Source organism: Actinomycetes bacterium (assembly GCA_036000965.1).
In the GTDB taxonomy this organism is placed as follows: Bacteria; Actinomycetota; CALGFH01; order CALGFH01; family CALGFH01; genus DASYUT01.
The window spans coordinates 1-17,738 of record DASYUT010000080.1; the positions used below are offsets into that span (position 1 = coordinate 1).

Below are 17,738 nucleotides of genomic sequence, written 5' to 3' on the forward strand. Positions count from 1 at the left end.
GCGGGCGGCGACCGCGCGGCGCACGATCATCATCAGAATCTCGAAGGTGAGCACCAGCGCCGCCGGGGCGAGCGCGGCGACCACCCGGGCGCCGAGGTGGGTGGGCGCGTGGGCGACATTGAGCGCGAACGACCCGCCCGCCGCCAAGCCCAGTAGCGCCTTGGGGAGCCAGGTGACCGCCCGCTGCCACCCGGGGTCGGTGGTGCGGGCGGCGCCGGTGGCCGAGCACCACAGGTCGGCGGCGGAGGCGACGAAGATGAACGAGTCGACCAGCAGCGGCGCCAGCCAGGCATGCTCCGGGTCGATCCCGCCGGAGCGGGCCGCGAAGCTGCGGATGGCCTCAAAGGAGGTGTAGAACGCGGCGGCGGCCACGCCCGAGACGACGACGGTCATGGCGATGACCACGCCGAACAGGAAGCGGCGCAGCACCGTGTCGGTGAACACCACCCCGACCGTCGCCGTCGGCGGGGTGGTCTCGGTGGTGATAGCGGGGGTGGGCTCAGGCATCGGGGGCCTCCTCCTGGACGAGCTCGGCGGCCGGCGGGCTGGCCATGCGGGCGCGCCAGGTCGGCGAGCGGGCGGGCCAGGGGTGGGGCTGGTGCCAGCCGCGCTCGACCGAGAGCGCGCCGCACCAGCAGCGGGTGAACCACTCCGGCGCACACCACGGCAAGGCGAGCAGGACGCGGCCGGCGGGCCGGTGCCGGTGGGTCAGCCAGGTGAGCGGGCGGTGGTGGCCGCGGCGCAGGGCCGGCGCGTACCGCCAGGCGTCTAGCCGCGGCAGCGGACGGGTGAACACCACCTCGGGACGGGACCGCTGCCAGGCGGGCACGTCGCCGGCGGTGGCGTGGGCCAGGCAGGCGGGGTCGAACCGGTAGGGCGGGGTCCAGCCGAGGAGCGCCCGGCAGGTCGCGGCCAGCCGGGCGCGGGGTCGGGGGCCGCCGGTGCAGGTGCACAGCCGCACGACCGCGACCAGCTCGCCGGCGTCGGCCTGGTCGCCGTTGGGCGTAGTGGGGTGGTCGCCGGCGGCCAGGGTGCGCGCCCACAGGTCCAGCCCACCCTCCCCCCGCCTGCTCAGCGAACTGGGGTGGTCAGCGCTCATGGCCGCCCTCCCGTGCTGGTCGCCGCTCGGGATCGGGCCAGACCGTGGTCGCCTGCTCGCGGTGGCTGCCCGGCTGGGGGTGGCGCTCGGGCAGGTGCGGCGGGGCGGCGGATTGACGGCTTAAGGTCAACGCCCGTTCGGGCTCGAACGGCTGCTCGCACCCACCGCAGAGGATCGGGGCCTGCTCCAGGGTGGCCTTGGCGACCCGCAGCTTGCGGCCACACGCACACGAGCAAGCCAGCAGGTTGTGGGCCACGGTCGCCGGGCCGTGCTGCCGCTCGGTGTGGCGCCACAGTCCCAGCGCGGCGTCCAGGCCGGCGAGCTGGGCGGCGTAGCGCTCGGCGAGCTGGTCGGTGAGGTGAGTCTGGGACCAGCCGGTCTTGGTGTCCCTGGTCACCCGGAGACCCAGCTCGCCGGCGAGGGTGGCGAAGCGCTGGTTGTGCCAGCGGCCCTGGCGGCTGGTGTCTTTGACCCCGCGGGGTGCTGGCCAGGCCGTGGGCGGCCTCGTGCAACAGCGTCGCCAGCACCGCCCGGGCGCCACGGTTGAGGCCCTCCCCGGAGACCAGGACCTCGGGCCGGTTGGCCCCGGCCACGTGCCAGCGGGCGGCGGCAAAATGGCCCCACTTGAAGAGGCCCCGGCGGGCCTCGCTGCCGGCGCCGAGGATGACCACGACCTGGGGGACGTCGGGATGGTGGGCGCGGATCGCGGCCCAGGCGTGTTCCAGCGCGGCGACCACGGCGCTGGCGGCATCCTGCGGGTTTGGGGTGGTGGGCTCAGCGCTCACGGCCGCCGTCACCTCCCGACTGGTCGGGCGGGCGCACCGCGGGCGCCGGGCGGACGGCCTGGTCGCGCCCGCGGGCGCGGGCCAGCCGGTCAGCCAGGAACCCCTGGTAGTCGGCCAGCCGGAACGGTGGGGGGCTCAGGTCGAAGCGCCAGCGACGGGCATGCTCGTGGCGGGCGACTTGCTCCTGGTGCCACGCCCACCATGAGCAGCGCCCCTCGTGCCCCCGGGTGAGCGTGCAGGCGTGGTGGAGGGCCTCCCGGCCGCCGAGGGTGCTGCCACAGCGCGGCTCAGCGCTCATCGCCGGCACCTCCCCGGTCCGCCTGGCACCGCCGACGGGGGCGCGACGCGCGGGGCGTGCGAGCGGCCGGCTCGGGCGGGATCGGCTGTCGACTTGCGGCTGCGCCCAGGTAGCGGGTGGGGTAGCCGGGGTGGCGGTGGCCGGCGGCGCGCCGCTCGGCCTTGTAGGCGTCCCGCGCGGCGCTGACCCGGACCAGGTCGGGCTCACCGACCTCCTCGACCAGCCGAGCGGTCTCCCGGTCCAGCAGCGCGCGGGTGGTGGCCGCGAGGCTGCGGGCGGTGTCGTCGACCCGCTCCCCCGGGCGCGGCGGGGTGGCGTCCAGCCTGGCGAGCCAGCCGTGGAGGACCTCACGCCGGCGCGCGGTCTCGTCGATAAAGGCAGCCCGGCGCCGGCAGCGCTCGACCCGGGCGGCGGGGTGGTCGCTGAGCAGGAACGCGTAGAAGCGGCGGTCCAGCACCGACCGGCCGGACAGGTCCGGGGTGTCGGGCGCGAGCCGGTCCAGGTCGGCCAGCAGCGTGGCGCGGTCGAGGGCGTGCAGCGCGGCCATGCTCACCCGCTCGGCCAGCACCGCGGCACGCTGGTCGGGGTCGCGGAAGCGGTTCTCGGCGCCCACCCCGACCTCGGCCCGGTCGCCCAGGACCGCGGCCGCCTCGGCCTGGCGCAGCCTGGCCCGCGTCGGGGGGTGGCAGGCCAGCTCGCCGGGGAGCTCCTCCCCGGGCTCCCGCGGCGGGCACAGGTCGGGGTTGAGCCGCGCGAACGCCCGCGCTGAGCCCTGGACCCACGGCAGCCTGTCCGCCGGGAGCCGCGCGACGGTCTCCGCGGCCAGGGTCGGCGCGGCCGGCGGCGCGTCGCAGTCGGCGGGGGCGTGCGCCCGGCCGGCCAGGTTCAGGGCACACGCGGGCGCGGCGCAGACCGGCGTCTGGTCCCGGGGGGCGGTCATCGCTCCACCACCCCCCGGGCCTGCTCGGCTGGTCCGGGCCGCTCGCCGCAGGCCCGGCCATGCTGCCGCTCGGCCAGGCCGGCGAGGTCGGCGCGCCAGGCGCGCAGCGTGGCGGCCTGCTCGCGGAACCGCTGGGGACCGGGCAGGGAGCCGCCGGCCTCGCCCCGGTCGGCGAACGCCTCCAGGTAGGCCGCGGCCTGGTCGAGCAGGCCCAGCAGGCCGGCGGTGGCGGGTGGGTCGATGATGACGGGGGTGTCCAGGCGTGCCGAGGCGGTCTCGGCGTGGTGCTGGCGGCGGCCCAGCAGGACCGATGTGCCGTGCAGCCGGGGCGCCAGGCGCTGCGCGGCGGGGACGCCCTGCTGGAGCTCGTCGAGGTCGATGGTGAGGTGGGCGGCGCTGCACAGCCACGCGAGCCGGCCGACCTCGGCCGGGCTCAGCCGCACCGACGCGGGCGCGGTCACCGCTCCGCCCCCCCACGGCGGCGGGGTGGCCGCATGCGCGCGGCCTGCAGCTGGATCGCCCGGTCCAGGATCGCTTGGTCCAGGGCCGCGGTGGTCGGCTGGTCGTTGGCCTCGCAGTCGGCGAGGTCGTCGCGCAGCGCGAACACATCGAGGTCGGCAAGCTCCGCGGCGGGCAGCGCCGCGGCCTGGGCGCGCGCCCACGCGCGCAGCTCGAGCGCCCGCTCGGCCGCGATGAACTCCTCAAACGACTCCGCCATCAGGCCACCCCCTCGTCGAGGGTGGCGGCCGGCTCGGGCCGGGCCGGCAGCGGCACAGTGCGGGCATGCTGGGGCACCCCCGCCTGCCCCTCGAGGTCGGGGACGCCGGCGGCGAGCCGGCGCAGGCTGCGGTCACCGAACCAGGCGCGCAGCCGCAGCCGGGGGGGGCAGTGCCCGTACAGCAGCACCGCGCGGCCGGGCTTGAGTTGGCGCAGCGCCTCCGCCGGCGCCAGCCGCCGCCAGGTCGTCGATGCGGTCACGCTCGCGCGGCCGGGCTCGCCGGTGGTGTGGGAGGTCTGGGTCAGCTGCTCGTCGCCGATCAGCCGCGACGCCAGATCCAGCGAGGCGAGGTCGGCCTGGCCCGACAGGAACAGCTTGGCGCGGTGGGCGTTGAGCACCGTCGCGGCCCGCTTGCCGTACCGCCACGCCAGCTGCGCCTCGTCGTGCCACACCGTCAGGAGCTGGATGCCCTGCCCCCGCGCGGTGGTCGCAAGCTCCGGGAGCTTCGACAGCGCCGCGCAGTTGCCCGCCTCGTCCAGGTCCAGCAGCAGCCGGTGGGCCAGCATCCCGTCGGGCTGGCGGGCGGCGCGTTCCTCGGCCGCCGTGATCACCACGCCCAGGAGCAGCTCGAACAGCGGCCGCAGGCGGCCCTGCTCGTTGGCGGGTGCGTACAGGTACAGCGTGTTCGCCCCGTCCAGCAGCCCGCCCACGTCGAGGTCGCAGCCCTCGGCGCTGGCCGCGACCGCGGGGTCGCCGAAGACGTCCAGCAGCGTCTCGGCGGTGCCGAAGACGCTCCCGCGGGTGTTGTCGGGCCGGGCCTTGCACGCCGCCCAGGCGTCGGCGGCCATGCGGTCGCCGAGCTCGTCCAGGGCCTGGTCGACCTCGGCGTAGTCCTGGGTGTCGACCCAGCGGGCCACGTCGGCCATCGACCTTCCGGTCCCCGCCGCGGCGTACAGCAGGACCGCCAGCAGCTTGGCGCCCAGGGTGGTCCAGTAGTTGGCGTCGTCCTGCTTGAGGCCGGAGACGTCGGCGGCGTCGGCGAAGGTGCGGGCGACCTTTCTCGCCTTGGGGTAGGTGCCGCAGTGGGCCAGCGGGGTCCACTGCGCCCCGGGTGTCCCGCTCATGCCGAGGGGGTCGTAGACCCACACCTCGCCGAGTGCGGCGCGGCGGCGGATCGTGGCCCGGAGCACGTCGGGTTTGATCGAGGTCGCGACCGCCGGCCCCTGCCATTCGAGCAGGGCGGGGATGACCAGGGCGGTGGTCTTGAAGCTGCCTGGCGGGCCGAACGCCAGGACGGAGTGGCACGCCTCGGCGGCGACCAGCCGGCCGAACCGGGCGCGGCGGCCCAGCACCAGCCGCCACACCCGCCGGCGGCGGCCAAGGCGCAGGGCGCGGAGCTGCCAGGCGGTCGCCCACCCCGCCCCCCGCTCGGCGCGGGAGCGGCCGGGCCGGACCCGCGCCACCAGCACCGCCAGCGCGGCAGGCAGGACCAGGGTGAGCGCCAGGGCGGCGTAGGCGCCGACCGGGCCGGGCAGCCCCGCCCGCACGCCACCGGGGAAGGCCAGCCTGGGGTCGCCGGGGTGGTGGCGCAGCCCGGCAAGGACACTCGGCATGTCCCCAAGGCCGAGGTGGACAAGGTGGTGGGCGCCGAACAGCAGCGCGGCGACCTGCGCGGCCAGCCACACTAGCACGCTGCCGGCCAGCGCCACGCCGATGGCCAGCAGCGCGACGGTCTCCAGCGCGTCGCCTTGGGGCGGGTACAGCGTCGGGTCCGGCGAGAGGGGACGCGGGGTGTGGTCGTAGCGCATCAGCGCTCACCCCCATCGCGGGCACGCTCGGCCCGCGCCCTCGGCGCAGGCCCGGCGGGCAGCTCGACCTCGGGTAGGAGCAGGAAGACCTCAGGGCGGGCGGCCTCCCCCTGCATGCACTCCAGCACCGCGAACGCGCGGGACCGCTCGCGGTCGTAGTCGTAGGCGACCCCCTCGACGTACAACCCGATCGTGGCGGCGAGCTGCCGCAGCCGCCCGGATGGGACGGTCCAGTCCCGCGCGCCAGCGGTCTGCTCAAACTGGGCGGCGGCGCGGTCGGCGGCCCGGCCCACCGCCTCGGGGTCCTCGACCGGCGGCCACATCGCCTCACCGGCGGGGTGCACCGGGCAGGTGAGCTGCTCGTAGGCGTCGATTGCGGACTCGGCCACCCGGTCCACCACCTCGGTAGGGAGCGGCTCGGCCTCGGTCAGGCTGCGCGGTTGGGTGTGGTCGGGATGCATCAGCGCTCACCCCCGCCGACGCTGCGAGCCAGCCGCCGCGCCCGAGCAATGCGGGCACGGCAAGCGCGACAGCGGCGCTCACCATTGGCCGTGTAGTAGGTGTGTTGGCCCTGTCATAGGGATGCCCGTAGGCGCAGTGGGTCTTGTCGGCGTTGCGGTGGCCAGGCAGGACGCGGCGGGCACCAGCCGGAACGCGGCTGGCGTGGGCGATCAGGTCGCGGATCTCCCGCTGGGTCCTGCCGCCCCAGATCCCGAACACCTGCCGGGTCTCGACGGCGTACGCCAAGCACGCCTCCCGGGCGGGGCAGATGGAGCACATGGCCAGCGCGTCCGCCTCAGCCTCGGGGGTGTCGGGGAAGAACGGGTCGTAGTCGGCGGTCGCCACCCCATCGCACACGGCTCCGTCGAGGGGGTAGACGGCACTCACGCGACCTCACCCCCAGCCTGCTTGGCGCGCTTAGCCGCTACAGCGGCGAGGGACAACCGGATGAAGTACGCGCGCCGCGCCTGCTCGGCTCGCCGGCGGCGCTCAGCGGGGTCCAGCGCTTCCTCTGGGTCGACCTCGCGCTCGAAACGGGCAAGGAACGCGGCGCGGCCGTTGGCGGTCGTCTGCCGCGGATCGCGCCTGGAATGCAGGGTGTGAGCGGCCAAGCGGCCACGGAGAGTCCGCTCGGCCGGGCTCGCGGCCCAGGCAGGGCTTTGAGCAGGCAGAACAGAGTCGGTACGCTGTTCGCGCATCCGGGGTGTCCTTTCGGGTGCATGGCCCCGGACGCGATGCTTGGCGGCGTTGGTCCGGGGCCACTTCCTTCATGACTCAACGTGTGGCTGGTCTCCCCCCTTCCCCTAGCGTAGTCGATTGGTAAGGACAAGTGAACGCTCTTCTAGGGAATTCGTCAAGGATGACCTGACCTTTGCTCTGAGCCCCGCCCTTACAGGTAGCCAGGAAGCCTCGGCTCACCAGGGCTGGGATAGCATGCAGCCTGCCACTCAGTTGTCATGACCTTTGGCGACATACCTCTAAGCGGGAGCAACGGCATGGCCTTCGGCCAGCGGTCTAGCGGAGAGGCGAAGTACCAGCAGGTCGCAGATCGGATCCGAGCCGCCATCCAGAGCGGCGAACTACGACCTGGACAAGCTCTCCCGACCGAGAAGCAGCTCGCGGCACAGTACGGCGTGAGCCGGCCAACCGTCCGTTCGGCGCTAGCCACACTCCGCGCGGAGGGTTTGATCGACGCCCAGCAGGGGCGGGGCGCCTTCGTACGCCTCCGTCCAGTCACGCGGCGGCTACCAGCGCCCCAGCTCTCCGACGCCGTGACACAGGGCAACGACCGTCCCGAGGCCCAGAAACACATCATCGAGGCCGGGCCGGCACCCGCACGCGGGGCAGTTGCGGACCTTCTTGGGGTGGAAGACGGTCATCAAGCGTTCGTCAGGCGTCGCTTAATCACAACGCCAGAGGGCGAGCCCCTGGAACTGAGTGCCCACTACTTCCCGATTATCCAGAAGCCCGCCGGCCGAGACACACACCGTACGGCCTCACTGCTCTCAGCCCGCATGCCCTCGCCTACGGAGGCTGCGACGCTTCGCATCCCTGATGGCGTCCCTCTTCTTGAGGTTCTTGTCGCGTCCTACGATGCAGACGGCACTCCGATCCAGGTCATCGAGGCCCTTCTACCGGCTGACCGGTACGCCATCTACGACGAGCAACCGTCAGGGCTCGCCGTCAACAGAGATCAAGAGGATGCCCGTAGGGAAGAGAAGTAGCCAGTAGGGGAGTTTGTCATGTCTTGGGAGGATATGCCAGATACGCTACAGAACTGGACCGCTTGCTACGAGCGTCTCGCAACTTTCTCATGTCACCCCCGAGTACCCTATTGGTGCTCCTTCTCCAGGAGATGAACCTAGAGTGAGTAACACGACCTCAACCGCACTTCTCGCCGAAGTGCAACACGCCCTGCAAGACGAGCTTCATCGCTTCGTAGCGGGAGATCCATTCCGAAGCGTGGCCGTCGAAACCCTTGACGGACCGCCACTTCGGATGGACATCGCTGGTGACGTGCCTCGGTCCGCGGCGAGCTTCGTCAAGGTGCTGCTTGCCCTCGCGCTGTACGACGCTGCGGCCCGGGGGGAAGTCGACCTCGACCAGCGCGTTCTACGTCGGGAACTCGGTCGTACGAAATATCCGACGATCCTGGGTGCCTTCGAAGACGAGCGCTCGCTTACGCTCCGTGAAGTGTGCGCGTTCAACCTCATGACCAGCGACAACCCGGCCGCTGAGTACCTCCGCCGGCTCGTTGGTGCTGAGCGAGTCACCGCCATCTGCGACGCCCTTGGGCTCCGCAACACGGCGCTCGATGCCGGGTTTAGCGACGACGCCCTTGCTAGCAATACGAGCAATGTCACCACGGCACATGAGGCATTGCGAACGCTCATCCACATCGAGCAGGCCCCGGGGCTCGATGATCTGCGGCGGTTCCTCATCAACTACCTGCGCAACCACCGCATCCCCGCCCGCCTCGACGATATCCCGGTGCTACACAAGACCGGCAGCCTCGACACGGTCGCCAACGACGCCGGCATCATCTACGCCCCCCATGGGCGGATCGCCTTGGCCTACTTCTGCGACCGGCAACCAGACACCGTGATGACCTCTGTCGACATCGCCGACTCGGCACTCCGAGTCGTCGGCATCCTCGCCAGGCTCCGCCGATGAGAGTCGAACCAACCCCCTGGCTGCGGCGCTCGGTCCTGCTCGCCAACGGCTTGGCGCTGCTGGTCGGGTTGATCATGGTCGTCATCGCAGCATCGCTGTCCAGCCAAACCGTCCTGTGGACGATCGCCGGCGTCATCGGGGGTGCGCTCGTCTCGGCCACGGTGGTGACCTTCACCTTGGGCGGCATCTCCCTCACCGAGACCATCACCCAAGTCGACAGCGCCCTCCTGCGCGGCCTGCAAAGCGTCCTCGGCCCGGTCCGCGAAACTGTCCTCACCGGCGCCCTGGCCGCCTACCGGTGGGACTGCTGGCTGGCCTGGCCGGGCGCCGACGACCCCTACCCGGACTACGCCTACCAAGCCCTGCGGATCTCCTACCGCATCGACACCCTGCCGCCCGCGCTCCGGTTCGTCTGTGCCGCCACCCGCGACGACCGGGTGCTTGAGCAGCTCAGGGCCGACGACTACGTGTTCCGCTGGCTGATCGACGACCACCTCAAGGTCGGCGACCCGCATATCTTCCGCATCGGCCTGGTCCGCGTCGACAACCAGCAGCTCGGCGGCGCGGACGTGCGCACCGAGACCATCCTCGGCGCCCCCACCCGGGTCATCACCTACCCCGTGTCCCGCACGCTGCGGGAGACGCTCGGCCACACCCTTGAGTTCCAGGTGCTGGTCCGCAAGTACATCGGGGACGAGGCACGGGTGCGCGTCCAGACCCAGCTCTTCCGGACCGTCACTGATGCCGAGTTCCGGTTCACCGTCGACCCTGCATTGGGCATCGATCGGCTGTTTGCGAGCGCGTCGGAGGTCAGCGCGCTCGGCGTGGCGCGCGGGGGAAGCTGCGAAAGCACGTTCGCGGAGCCCTTCGGCCGCCACGCAGGCATCGTTCGGCTCCCGTTCCCCCTCCAGGCGGGCAGTAGTGTGGCGTTCACCCTCGATCGGACCCGGCGGAACACTCGGGTCGCTCCTGAGCTGCCGGTCTGATCGACCCTATCCAGACACATCTTCCTGTCGCTGGGATCCACAGCTGCAATCGGTAGCTCACTGCGAAGAGAGGTCGCTGTCGACCTCAATCGTTAGGCCGGGCACGGCTATGAGGCCCGCAGGAATCCCCATCCCTCGCGCGATGAGCAACCCCCTTGCTAGTTGGCGTATGAATACCGAGAAGTTCGCAAGTTCGTCAAGATGGCTTCTCGTACGTTCAGGGCTGGCAATAACTGTCGCAAACTGTGGCTCGGTCGACGATTGATAGAGATCGATCATGTACTCACTTTGGGTGGGCTCATCACCTTGACCAACAGCGTGGAAGCTTCGCGAAACTGGGATGACATCGTAGTAGAGCGTTCTTAGGCCATGGCGAAAGGCATTGTCCACCTGGCGAAGGGAATGACCGCGCGTCACGGAGACTCCGCCCTCTACAGGTGGGCGATCGACAAAAGGCTGCAACGACCTGCATAGCCGGGCCATGCGAGAGATGAGATCGTTCACTCCATGCAGCCATTCCTGTAAATTAGCTCGGTCATACTCTTGCCCCTGCGAGCGCAGGAAGGCTCGGACCGGCTTGGTACTCCCTGGGACGTGCAGCACGGCACGCAGCTCCGCTTCGGTCACCGTACGGACTTCTTCGATGAGCGGGACAACCGAGGTGTGCTGCATGTACTTATCGAACAGCGCGCTGGTGCCGGACTTGTGAACTCGGGCCGCTTGCACCAGACGGGCGTACTGCTCGACCACTGCATACAAGAGGCTCTGAACCTGAAGATCGGCGATTGTGGCGAGATGGCGGCGATGATCTCCAGAGAGGGTCTTGGCTCCCTCAATGACAGCGACCGCTAGGTCATAGTTTGCTCTCCAGGAGTAGTGATCTAAAGAAAGGAGAAGCCACGCTCCGTTGTCGAGGAACTCGGTTACAGCCCGCTTACAGAACTGCGGATTGTAGACTTCGCCAGGTTGTATCGAGCGAAGACCCACACCCCGCAGTGCCAGGCCTTGAGCCGACGAAGCTTCACTGGCATCCATGTGACCTCCAGGCTCTCTTGTCCCCGGCTCGACGACAGCCTACGTCGCCGGGCAACCCGGGAGCCTGATGCCCGCAGCGTCGCTTACCATCTCTGTTGCGCACTCGCTCAAACATTGGACACCTGCACCATGGCCGGCATCCGACGGCTGCACCGGTGTCTTGGCGGCTGTCAAGCATGCTATCCACTTCGGTGTCCAAGCGATCCACACCCCGTACGGCGACCAGTAGGCGACGGGCGCTACCGCTGTAGCCGATCCGCCGGCGACAGACGGCGGTGCGCCTCGCGGGCACGAGCGTCGGCGGCCGAGGCACCGTACCGCTGGAGCATCGCGCGGGACTTCCAGCCGGCGATGCGCATGAGGTCGGTCTCGGCGCCCCCCTGGGCGAGCCACTGGTGGGCGAAGGTGTGGCGGAACTGGTGCGGATGCAGCCCGGGGAGACCTACCTGGGCGCCGCGGCGGCGCAGCATGATCACCAGGCCCCACTCGGTCAGACGACCCTGCTTGCCGAGCCACAGCCACGGCAGGTCGGCGTCCTTGTGCCGGTCGCGGGCGCGAAGGTAGCGGTCCAGCGCCTCGCCGGCCGTGCGGCCGAACGGCAGCGAGCGCTCGCGGCGGCCCTTGCCGAGCACCAGGAGGACGTCGAGTTCGAGGTCGACGTCGGCGAGCGTGCGGCTCATCAGCTCATCCCGGCGGGCGCCGGTGTCCAGCAGCAGCATGATGAGCGCGGTGTCGCGGCGCGCCTCGAAGGTGTTGCCAGCGCAGGCGCGGAACAGCCGCGTGAGCCCGTCCTCGGGGACGATCGGGACGGGCTTGTCGGGCACGATCGGCGGCTTGATGCGCCGCATGGGGTCGGCCGGGATCTCCTGTTCGTCGGCCAGCCAGGCGTACAGGAGCTTGAGCACCTTGTGGTAGGTCGCGGCGGTGCTGGCGGCGCGGCGGGTGAGCAGGTCGGCCATGAACGCCTCCAGGTCGGCGCGGCCGGCGGCCTGGATGGTGGTGCCGTGGGCGCGCAGGAAGGCATCGGCCTGCTTGAGGCCGACAAGGTAGGTGGCGATGGTCCGCGCCGAGCGGTTCTCGGCGCGGAGGTGCCGCTCGAACGAGCGGATCAGTGGGCTCTGGGCAGACTCGGTCATTGACCCAGAACGGTAAACCAGTAAAGAGGTCTCCATCCGGTATACGGCCTCCCCGGCCGGTCCCGGACGGACGAATGACCAGCGTTTCCGCTGGTCAGGGCTGGTGTGGTGGGCCTGCCAGGACTTGAACCTGGGACCTCATCCTTATCAGATCTGCACGGCAATGCCTGCGGCCTAATTCCACCGAGTTGCGATCCTCGAAGGATCGCTAGAAACCGCAGGTAGAAGCCGCCAACTGCCCGGTCGGCGGACTCGTTGTTCTCCTTGATCCTTCTCGATCCACAGCGGTCCTTGTCAGCGTCGGTTGCTGCCCGTTTGCTGCCCCGAGCCGACGACGCACCGGCCCTGCTGAAGGGGGGCACACGGCTGCTCAGTTGCATCCGCTAGACCACCAAAGCACTCACCAGGCCGCCCGCTGCAGGTTCGAGGTGCACCGCGCTCGTCGTCGACCCGCCAGGGTCGACCCGCCCCGCTTCGCTACGTAGGAGTGCCGCCCACCTGCCGAGGAGACCGGACTCGGACGCCGCACGAAGGAACACCATGGGAAATGTGGCGCCCGGTCTCCTCGGCAGGTAGATCGTGGGCGGCACGATTTGATGCCGCTACGCGGCCATTCCCACATTTCCATGAAAGGAATTACCACACTTGCCCACCTCGACCGAGTATCGATTACCGAAGATCATCGGCTACCGCGACCTCGCCACCCTCCTCATCGCGATCGAGCGCGACCATCACCGGCGACACACAGCTCACATCCCAACCAAGGAGGCCGCTATCGTCGTCGTTGCCTGACCATCACACCGGACCGTCGCTACGAGACCGAAAGGAAAGGATACGGGAAAGGTCATCATGATGAATTGGGTGACGCTTGACGGCGTGATGCAGGGACCGGGCCGCCCGGACGAGGACACGCGGGATGGGTTTGAGCACGGCGGCTGGGGGATGCCGTACGGCGACGAGGCGACGGTTGCCAAGATGGGCGAGCGGATGGGCGGGGATCGGGCGTTTCTGTTCGGCCGGCGCACCTACGAAGATCTGCTGGCGTCCTGGAATGCGAAGGGGGGCCCGTTCAAGGATGCGCTCAACAACGCTCGCAAGTACGTCGCCTCGAGCAACCCCACGGCGAGGCTCGGCTGGCCGAACTCGACTCTGCTGCACGGGGACGTTCCGGCCGCCGTCGCGGACCTCAAGGAGAGCTCGGGCACGAATCTCGTGATCATGGGTAGCGGCGTACTGATCAGCTCGCTGATGGCCGCCGATCTGATCGACGAGTACCTGCTGATGATCGCTCCTCTGGTGCTAGGCGCCGGACGGCGGCTGTTTGCCGGCGGCACGCAAGCATCGCTGCGGCTGGTCGACAGCATCGCCACGAACAAGGGTGTGTTGATCGCCACGTACGAGCCTGCTCGGGGATAGGAGACGAAAATGACCCCGACCAAGGAGGCCGCTATCGTCGGTGCTGCTTGATCATCAAACGGGACCGCCACCACGAAATTCCACGGCGTGCGGGACATCCTCGCCGCCGAGGAACCGGGTCAGCAATCGAACACGAACCAGCACAGCTCGTTGCGCAACCGCTGGTCGTCGAGCACGAGATCCCGAATCTCAAGGGGGAGCTGAGCACGCTGCCACTGGCACTCCAAGCGGCCGGCCTCCTCGCGCTCGTCTTGAGCCGCAGCCGCCCGCGCCGCCCTGATCGCGTAGGCCGCGGCACCGAGCTCGTGGGCCGCGACATGGCCCACCGCCGCGGCCTGACCGGCGGCGTGCGCTACCTCCCTCGCGGCACTGGTCACCTCCCTTGCCGCTGCGTTCGCGGCGAAGGCGGCCGTGCGGGCCTGTCCCATCGTGATCTCACCCCGCGCCCAGGCACGCCCTAGGTCGATCGCCCGACGTGGACGGTCGTCCTCGGACCGTGCCTGCTCGACGTGGTGCAGCACGTGCTGCGCGCAGTCAGCCGCCCACATCGCGAGGAGGCGGTGATGGTGGTCCTGGAGGCTGCCGCCACGCCGCACGGTGATGAACCGAGGATCCCGGATCTTGGGGAGGATCATCAGTCTGCCCATCTCGCTCCTCTGTCCGCCAAGGGTCGACATCGGAATCGGCCGCCGCCCCGCCTTCCTATGGTCGGTCGGTCCCCTTCCATAGGCAAGCGTGACGACGGTCAGGAGCCGAGCCCACTCGCAATCGGCTACTGGCTCTCAGGGTCGCGAGCTGCGGCAACCACTGCGGCGGCGAAGGCGTCACGAGACGTGCCGGCCAGGCGGGCGCCGGGGTGATACGTCGCGACGGGCAGCGGACGCCCCTGATCGGGTCAGCCGTCTGAACGGTCGTCTACCCTTCGACGATCACTTGCAGGGAGCGACGACCATGAAGCTGACGGCCACGATGATGCTGACGGTGGACGGCGTGTACCAGGGTCCCGGAGGCCCCGACGAGGACCGGCGCGACGGGTTCGACCGAGGCGGTTGGACCGCGCCGTTCGCCGACGAGGAGACCGGGCGCTTCCTGACCTCGTGGTTCGAGCGGGCGGATGCGTTGCTGCTCGGGCGCCGGACCTGGGAGATCTTCGAGCGGTACTGGCCGCACCACGACGGGGGCGATCCCGTCTCCCACGGCATCAACGTCCTGCCCAAGTACGTGCCGTCGACCACGCTCAAGGATCCGGGCTGGAACACCCACGTGATCGATGGCGACGTCGAGGCGGCGGTGCGCGAGCTCAAGGCGAAGCCCGGGCGCGAGCTCCAGGTCCACGGCAGCGGCGACCTGCTCCGCTGGCTGCTCGAGCGCGACCTACTCGACGAGCTTAACCTGCGGATCTGCCCCGTCGTGGTCGGCGACGGGCGTCGGTTGTTCCCGGAGCACGGCCAGACCCACGAACTGACGCTGGTCGAGTCGCGGTCGACGCCGTCCGGCGTGACGCTCCAGACATATCGACCGGCCGGCCGCGCGACCTTCGGGACCGCCGGCTGAGAGCGCATCGCCTCGGCGCGGCGCGTCATCGAACGTCTCAGGAGACCGACGTCGCGACTCCCTGCCGCCCGCGAGGATGTCGTCAATGCCCGCGCCGTCGAGCGGCTCACGGCGGCCTGACGCGTCTGCCCGCTCGCCAGCCGTCCGCTACGATCCGTGCTTACGCCACGCGCGAAGGCACCGCATGGAGCCGAGTCTCAGGTACGCCCGCACCACCGACGGCGTCTCCATCGCCTACACCCTGACGGGCGATGGGCCGGCGCTCGTGTGGCTGCCGCCGGCACCCCTGGGCAACGTGTTCGGCCAGTGGCGAGTTCCGCGCTTCCGGCACGCCTACGAGCGGCTCGGGCAGCACGTGCGGCTCCTGCTCTTCGACGGGCGCGGAACGGGCCACTCGCAACGTGACGTTGAAGACTTCAGCCTCGAGGCGATGCTCCGCGACCTGGACGCGGTCGTGGATCACGCGGCGATCGAGACGTTCGCGCTGCTCGGGTACTACTCGTCGGCAGTGACCGCCATCGCCTACGCAGCGCGCCATCCAGAGCGGGTCACCCGACTAGTCCTGTTCGGCGGAACGATGCGACTGCTGGACGCGATGAGCCCGCCACAGTCGCAGGCGCTCGTCACGCTGATCGATCGCGACTGGGACCTGTTCGTCGACTCCGCCGCGCATGCCTGGATGGGCTGGTCGGTCGGCGACGAGGGGCGACTGGTGGCCGATGCATTCCGGACCGCAACCACGCCGGCCGCTGCTCGCGCGATGATCCAGGCGGAGCGCGACATGGACGTCTCCGCGGACGTCGGTTCTGTCCGCGCCCCAACCCTGGTGGTCCATCGGCAGGGAGAACGGCAGATTCCGGTGGAGGTCTCGGAGCAGCTGGCACAAGCCCTGCCCGACGGCCGCCTGCTACGTCTCGACGGCGCCTCAGCCGGCCTCTTCCTCGAGGATCCCGATGCCGACCTCGCCGTCCTGCTCGACTTCCTGACCGGCGATTCGGGGGATGTCGCCGCACCGGACAGGGCGGCGAAACGCCCGGTAGGCCGGGGTGGCATCGGCAGGACGCGCGGCGTGTTCATCAGCTGCTCCGAGCGGCAAAAGGAGGCGCTCGGACGGCCGTTCAAGGCGCTGCTGGGCAGGAGCGGCGTCCCGGGCTTCATCGTCTCGGACGAGCCCCGGCCGGAGGGCACCTGGACTCCCGAGGAGAAGGTCGATGCCTACCTGGACCGCTCGGACGCTGTAGTCGTGTTCGCGACCGGCGATCTCGAAGCCGGTGACGACCGGTACACGAGGCCGAACATCGGCGACGAGATCGGACGAGCCAGGTCCAAGCCGCACCTCCGCAATCGTGTCTGTGTCCTGAAGGAACACGGCGTGACGCTGCCGAGCAACATCAACCCGGCCTACGAGTCGCTCGAGCTGGCCCATCCGGAGGAGGGGTTCGAGCGGGCGCTCGTCCAGCTCCGCGAGTGGGGCCTTAGCCTTGACCCGCCGCCTGAAGCCTCAGCCGCCGCGCAGGTTTCGTCCTCGCTATCCTCGGAGCGACAACGTCGTGGCACGTGACAGGCTGCCTGCCAGACCCTACTGGAGCGGGGTCAGCCGACTGCTGGACGGCACCCGCGGCCGCCGATCGCGTGTCTGTTCCGTAGATCGACCTGTTCGCGCGACGTAGCACCCGGAATCACGGGCGATGGGCCACCCCATCTCACGCCCATCTTGGCCAGATATCGGTGTGTCGGTGGTGCATAGCCGTAGGCGCGAGCTCCGTCGTGAACCGCTCGGGTGATCATGACGACGAACAGACCTGGACCGGATGGCCTCGGGTTCTGGCGTCCCAAAGCGTCCCATTACTCCCTCCGGGTCGGCATCGGTGAGCCTTCCAGAACCCGAGGACCCGTAGCGTCCGCGACCGCCCTCAACCTCGGCGGCTTGTTGTTCTCCGAAGGGCCGAAGCCCCTGTACGTGATTGGCGCGATCGTCAATGGCGCCCTGCTCGTGGTCGCCGTCCTCACTCTTCGTCGCGAGCGTCGGTAACGGCAACGGGTTGGAGGGTACGCTCTCCTGGCCGCGGCTCCGGTCCCGGACCTTCGCTCCCGCGCGGGCACGCGGCCAGTCGGTCCGGGCCGACCGGGGTGCGCCGATGGCTCCGGTTTACCGACCCTTCGTAACTGCCACTACGAGCGGTTCGTGCTAATGCATCGAGCCGCCGACGAGGAGCCCTACATAGTTGTTCTACCGAGACATCCTGTCGGCGCCGCTTGCGATCGGGACCATGATCCTGTCGGCGACCGGGTCGTCGAAATAGCGCCGCTGTTCCGGTGCGCCATCCGCGTGGCGAGCTCCTGGAAGGCCGCGCAGGCGAGGCCGCCGAGCGTGTCGGGCGCGTCGTGGTCGTAACCCTGTGACCACCGGGATTCGTTCGGTGCCGCATACACTGGGTGCCGGATCGAGGCCCCTGACGTGGAATCGAACGGGTCTTCCAGGAGGGTCAGCGATGTTGAAAACCATTGCGCGCACAACCGACGTCGAGCCGGGGCAGGTGCGCGCGTTCGAGATTCGTGAGGAGGGCGCCGTAGCCGCCGGACGCAGCATGATCCCGCTCCTTCGGGTGGTCGGGATCGGCCGCTCTCGTGGAACGCGGATCACCCTTGCGAACGTGGCCGGAACGATCTTTGCCATCGACGACACGTGTACTCACAGTGGTTGCTCCCTGGGCGATGGGAAGCTCGACGGGTCCACGGTCCAGTGCGCCTGTCACGGAAGCCGCTTCGACGTGACGAGCGGCGCGGTC

Annotated in this window: 21 protein-coding genes; 8 read left to right on the plus strand and 13 right to left on the minus strand. The window is 70.1% G+C overall.

Annotated features, from left to right (window positions below; genetic code table 11):
- The 10 genes from VG276_06525 to VG276_06570 all read right to left on the minus strand — a co-directional run.
- Positions 1-507, minus strand: a 507-nt coding sequence (locus VG276_06525) for a DUF2637 domain-containing protein (protein ID HEV8649057.1), incomplete at its 3' end; no start/stop codon positions are given.
- On the minus strand, positions 500-1,099 hold the full coding sequence (locus tag VG276_06530) for a hypothetical protein (protein HEV8649058.1): 600 nt from the start codon (positions 1,097-1,099) through the stop codon (positions 500-502). The genes VG276_06525 and VG276_06530, both read right to left, overlap by 8 nt.
- Positions 1,089-1,496: a hypothetical protein gene (locus VG276_06535; GenBank protein ID HEV8649059.1), complete on the minus strand. Its 408-nt coding sequence runs from the start codon at positions 1,494-1,496 to the stop codon at positions 1,089-1,091. Before VG276_06535 ends, VG276_06530 begins: the two co-directional genes overlap by 11 nt.
- Positions 1,497-1,873: 377 nt before the next feature.
- Positions 1,874-2,182, minus strand: a complete 309-nt coding sequence (locus VG276_06540; GenBank protein HEV8649060.1) for a hypothetical protein — start codon at positions 2,180-2,182, stop codon at positions 1,874-1,876.
- A complete protein-coding gene (locus VG276_06545; protein ID HEV8649061.1) occupies positions 2,172-3,122 on the minus strand; it encodes a hypothetical protein in 951 nt (316 codons plus the stop codon). The genes VG276_06540 and VG276_06545 overlap by 11 nt, the downstream gene beginning before the upstream one ends.
- Entirely contained in the window at positions 3,119-3,583 is a 465-nt protein-coding gene (locus VG276_06550; GenBank protein ID HEV8649062.1) for a hypothetical protein, read from the minus strand. The genes VG276_06545 and VG276_06550 overlap by 4 nt, the downstream gene beginning before the upstream one ends.
- The gene (locus VG276_06555) at positions 3,580-3,840 is read right to left on the minus strand and encodes a hypothetical protein (protein ID HEV8649063.1); all 261 of its coding nucleotides are present in this window, start codon (positions 3,838-3,840) and stop codon (positions 3,580-3,582) included. The genes VG276_06550 and VG276_06555 overlap by 4 nt, the downstream gene beginning before the upstream one ends.
- A complete protein-coding gene (locus tag VG276_06560; GenBank protein ID HEV8649064.1) occupies positions 3,840-5,648 on the minus strand; it encodes a type IV secretory system conjugative DNA transfer family protein in 1,809 nt (602 codons plus the stop codon). The genes VG276_06555 and VG276_06560 overlap by 1 nt, the downstream gene beginning before the upstream one ends.
- A complete protein-coding gene (locus VG276_06565; protein HEV8649065.1) occupies positions 5,648-6,109 on the minus strand; it encodes a hypothetical protein in 462 nt (153 codons plus the stop codon). Before VG276_06565 ends, VG276_06560 begins: the two co-directional genes overlap by 1 nt.
- Before the next feature lie 423 nt (positions 6,110-6,532).
- A complete protein-coding gene (locus VG276_06570; protein ID HEV8649066.1) occupies positions 6,533-6,847 on the minus strand; it encodes a hypothetical protein in 315 nt (104 codons plus the stop codon).
- A gap of 297 nt (positions 6,848-7,144) precedes the next feature.
- Here VG276_06570 and VG276_06575 point away from each other — a divergent pair, with 297 nt between their 5' ends.
- From VG276_06575 to VG276_06585, 3 genes are all read left to right on the plus strand, one after another.
- Positions 7,145-7,873 (plus strand): GntR family transcriptional regulator, encoded by a 729-nt coding sequence (locus VG276_06575; protein HEV8649067.1) that lies wholly within the window; start codon positions 7,145-7,147, stop codon positions 7,871-7,873.
- A 238-nt stretch (positions 7,874-8,111) separates the two neighbouring features.
- Positions 8,112-8,822 (plus strand): serine hydrolase, encoded by a 711-nt coding sequence (locus VG276_06580; protein ID HEV8649068.1) that lies wholly within the window; start codon positions 8,112-8,114, stop codon positions 8,820-8,822.
- Complete coding sequence (locus VG276_06585) at positions 8,819-9,808, plus strand: hypothetical protein (protein ID HEV8649069.1); 990 nt, start codon at positions 8,819-8,821, stop codon at positions 9,806-9,808. Before VG276_06580 ends, VG276_06585 begins: the two co-directional genes overlap by 4 nt.
- 57 nt (positions 9,809-9,865) lie before the next feature.
- Here VG276_06585 and VG276_06590 read toward each other — a convergent pair whose 3' ends face one another.
- On the minus strand, positions 9,866-10,843 hold the full coding sequence (locus VG276_06590; protein ID HEV8649070.1) for a hypothetical protein: 978 nt from the start codon (positions 10,841-10,843) through the stop codon (positions 9,866-9,868).
- Between the two features lie 239 nt (positions 10,844-11,082).
- Complete coding sequence (locus VG276_06595) at positions 11,083-11,979, minus strand: tyrosine-type recombinase/integrase (GenBank protein HEV8649071.1); 897 nt, start codon at positions 11,977-11,979, stop codon at positions 11,083-11,085.
- 645 nt (positions 11,980-12,624) lie between these two features.
- Between VG276_06595 and VG276_06600 the strand changes: the two genes are divergently transcribed.
- Complete coding sequence (locus VG276_06600; GenBank protein HEV8649072.1) at positions 12,625-12,771, plus strand: hypothetical protein; 147 nt, start codon at positions 12,625-12,627, stop codon at positions 12,769-12,771.
- A 57-nt stretch (positions 12,772-12,828) separates the two neighbouring features.
- Positions 12,829-13,395: a dihydrofolate reductase family protein gene (locus VG276_06605; GenBank protein ID HEV8649073.1), complete on the plus strand. Its 567-nt coding sequence runs from the start codon at positions 12,829-12,831 to the stop codon at positions 13,393-13,395.
- A gap of 119 nt (positions 13,396-13,514) precedes the next feature.
- On the opposite strand, the gene VG276_06610 is transcribed toward VG276_06605, so the two are convergent.
- Complete coding sequence (locus VG276_06610) at positions 13,515-14,030, minus strand: hypothetical protein (protein HEV8649074.1); 516 nt, start codon at positions 14,028-14,030, stop codon at positions 13,515-13,517.
- Between the two features lie 316 nt (positions 14,031-14,346).
- On the opposite strand from VG276_06610, the gene VG276_06615 reads away from it, so the two are divergent.
- The 3 genes from VG276_06615 to VG276_06625 all read left to right on the plus strand — a co-directional run.
- A complete protein-coding gene (locus tag VG276_06615; GenBank protein HEV8649075.1) occupies positions 14,347-14,949 on the plus strand; it encodes a dihydrofolate reductase family protein in 603 nt (200 codons plus the stop codon).
- Between the two features lie 85 nt (positions 14,950-15,034).
- A complete protein-coding gene (locus VG276_06620; GenBank protein ID HEV8649076.1) occupies positions 15,035-16,510 on the plus strand; it encodes an alpha/beta fold hydrolase in 1,476 nt (491 codons plus the stop codon).
- Between the two features lie 931 nt (positions 16,511-17,441).
- On the plus strand, positions 17,442-17,738 hold a 297-nt coding region (locus VG276_06625; GenBank protein ID HEV8649077.1), incomplete at its 3' end, for a Rieske 2Fe-2S domain-containing protein.

Coding starts and splice junctions, on each gene's coding strand:
- VG276_06595 (HEV8649071.1), bottom strand. CDS start 11,979: ATGACCGAGTCTGCCCAGAGCCCACTGATCCGCTCGTTCGAGCGGCAC.
- VG276_06545 (HEV8649061.1), bottom strand. CDS start 3,122: ATGACCGCCCCCCGGGACCAGACGCCGGTCTGCGCCGCGCCCGCGTGT.
- VG276_06565 (HEV8649065.1), bottom strand. CDS start 6,109: ATGCATCCCGACCACACCCAACCGCGCAGCCTGACCGAGGCCGAGCCG.
- VG276_06555 (HEV8649063.1), bottom strand. CDS start 3,840: ATGGCGGAGTCGTTTGAGGAGTTCATCGCGGCCGAGCGGGCGCTCGAG.
- VG276_06590 (HEV8649070.1), bottom strand. CDS start 10,843: ATGGATGCCAGTGAAGCTTCGTCGGCTCAAGGCCTGGCACTGCGGGGT.
- VG276_06540 (HEV8649060.1), bottom strand. CDS start 2,182: ATGAGCGCTGAGCCGCGCTGTGGCAGCACCCTCGGCGGCCGGGAGGCC.
- VG276_06605 (HEV8649073.1), top strand. CDS start 12,829: ATGATGAATTGGGTGACGCTTGACGGCGTGATGCAGGGACCGGGCCGC.
- VG276_06530 (HEV8649058.1), bottom strand. CDS start 1,099: ATGAGCGCTGACCACCCCAGTTCGCTGAGCAGGCGGGGGGAGGGTGGG.
- VG276_06570 (HEV8649066.1), bottom strand. CDS start 6,847: ATGCGCGAACAGCGTACCGACTCTGTTCTGCCTGCTCAAAGCCCTGCC.
- VG276_06615 (HEV8649075.1), top strand. CDS start 14,347: ATGAAGCTGACGGCCACGATGATGCTGACGGTGGACGGCGTGTACCAG.
- VG276_06620 (HEV8649076.1), top strand. CDS start 15,035: ATGCCCGCGCCGTCGAGCGGCTCACGGCGGCCTGACGCGTCTGCCCGC.
- VG276_06575 (HEV8649067.1), top strand. CDS start 7,145: ATGGCCTTCGGCCAGCGGTCTAGCGGAGAGGCGAAGTACCAGCAGGTC.
- VG276_06560 (HEV8649064.1), bottom strand. CDS start 5,648: ATGCGCTACGACCACACCCCGCGTCCCCTCTCGCCGGACCCGACGCTG.
- VG276_06610 (HEV8649074.1), bottom strand. CDS start 14,030: ATGATCCTCCCCAAGATCCGGGATCCTCGGTTCATCACCGTGCGGCGT.
- VG276_06585 (HEV8649069.1), top strand. CDS start 8,819: ATGAGAGTCGAACCAACCCCCTGGCTGCGGCGCTCGGTCCTGCTCGCC.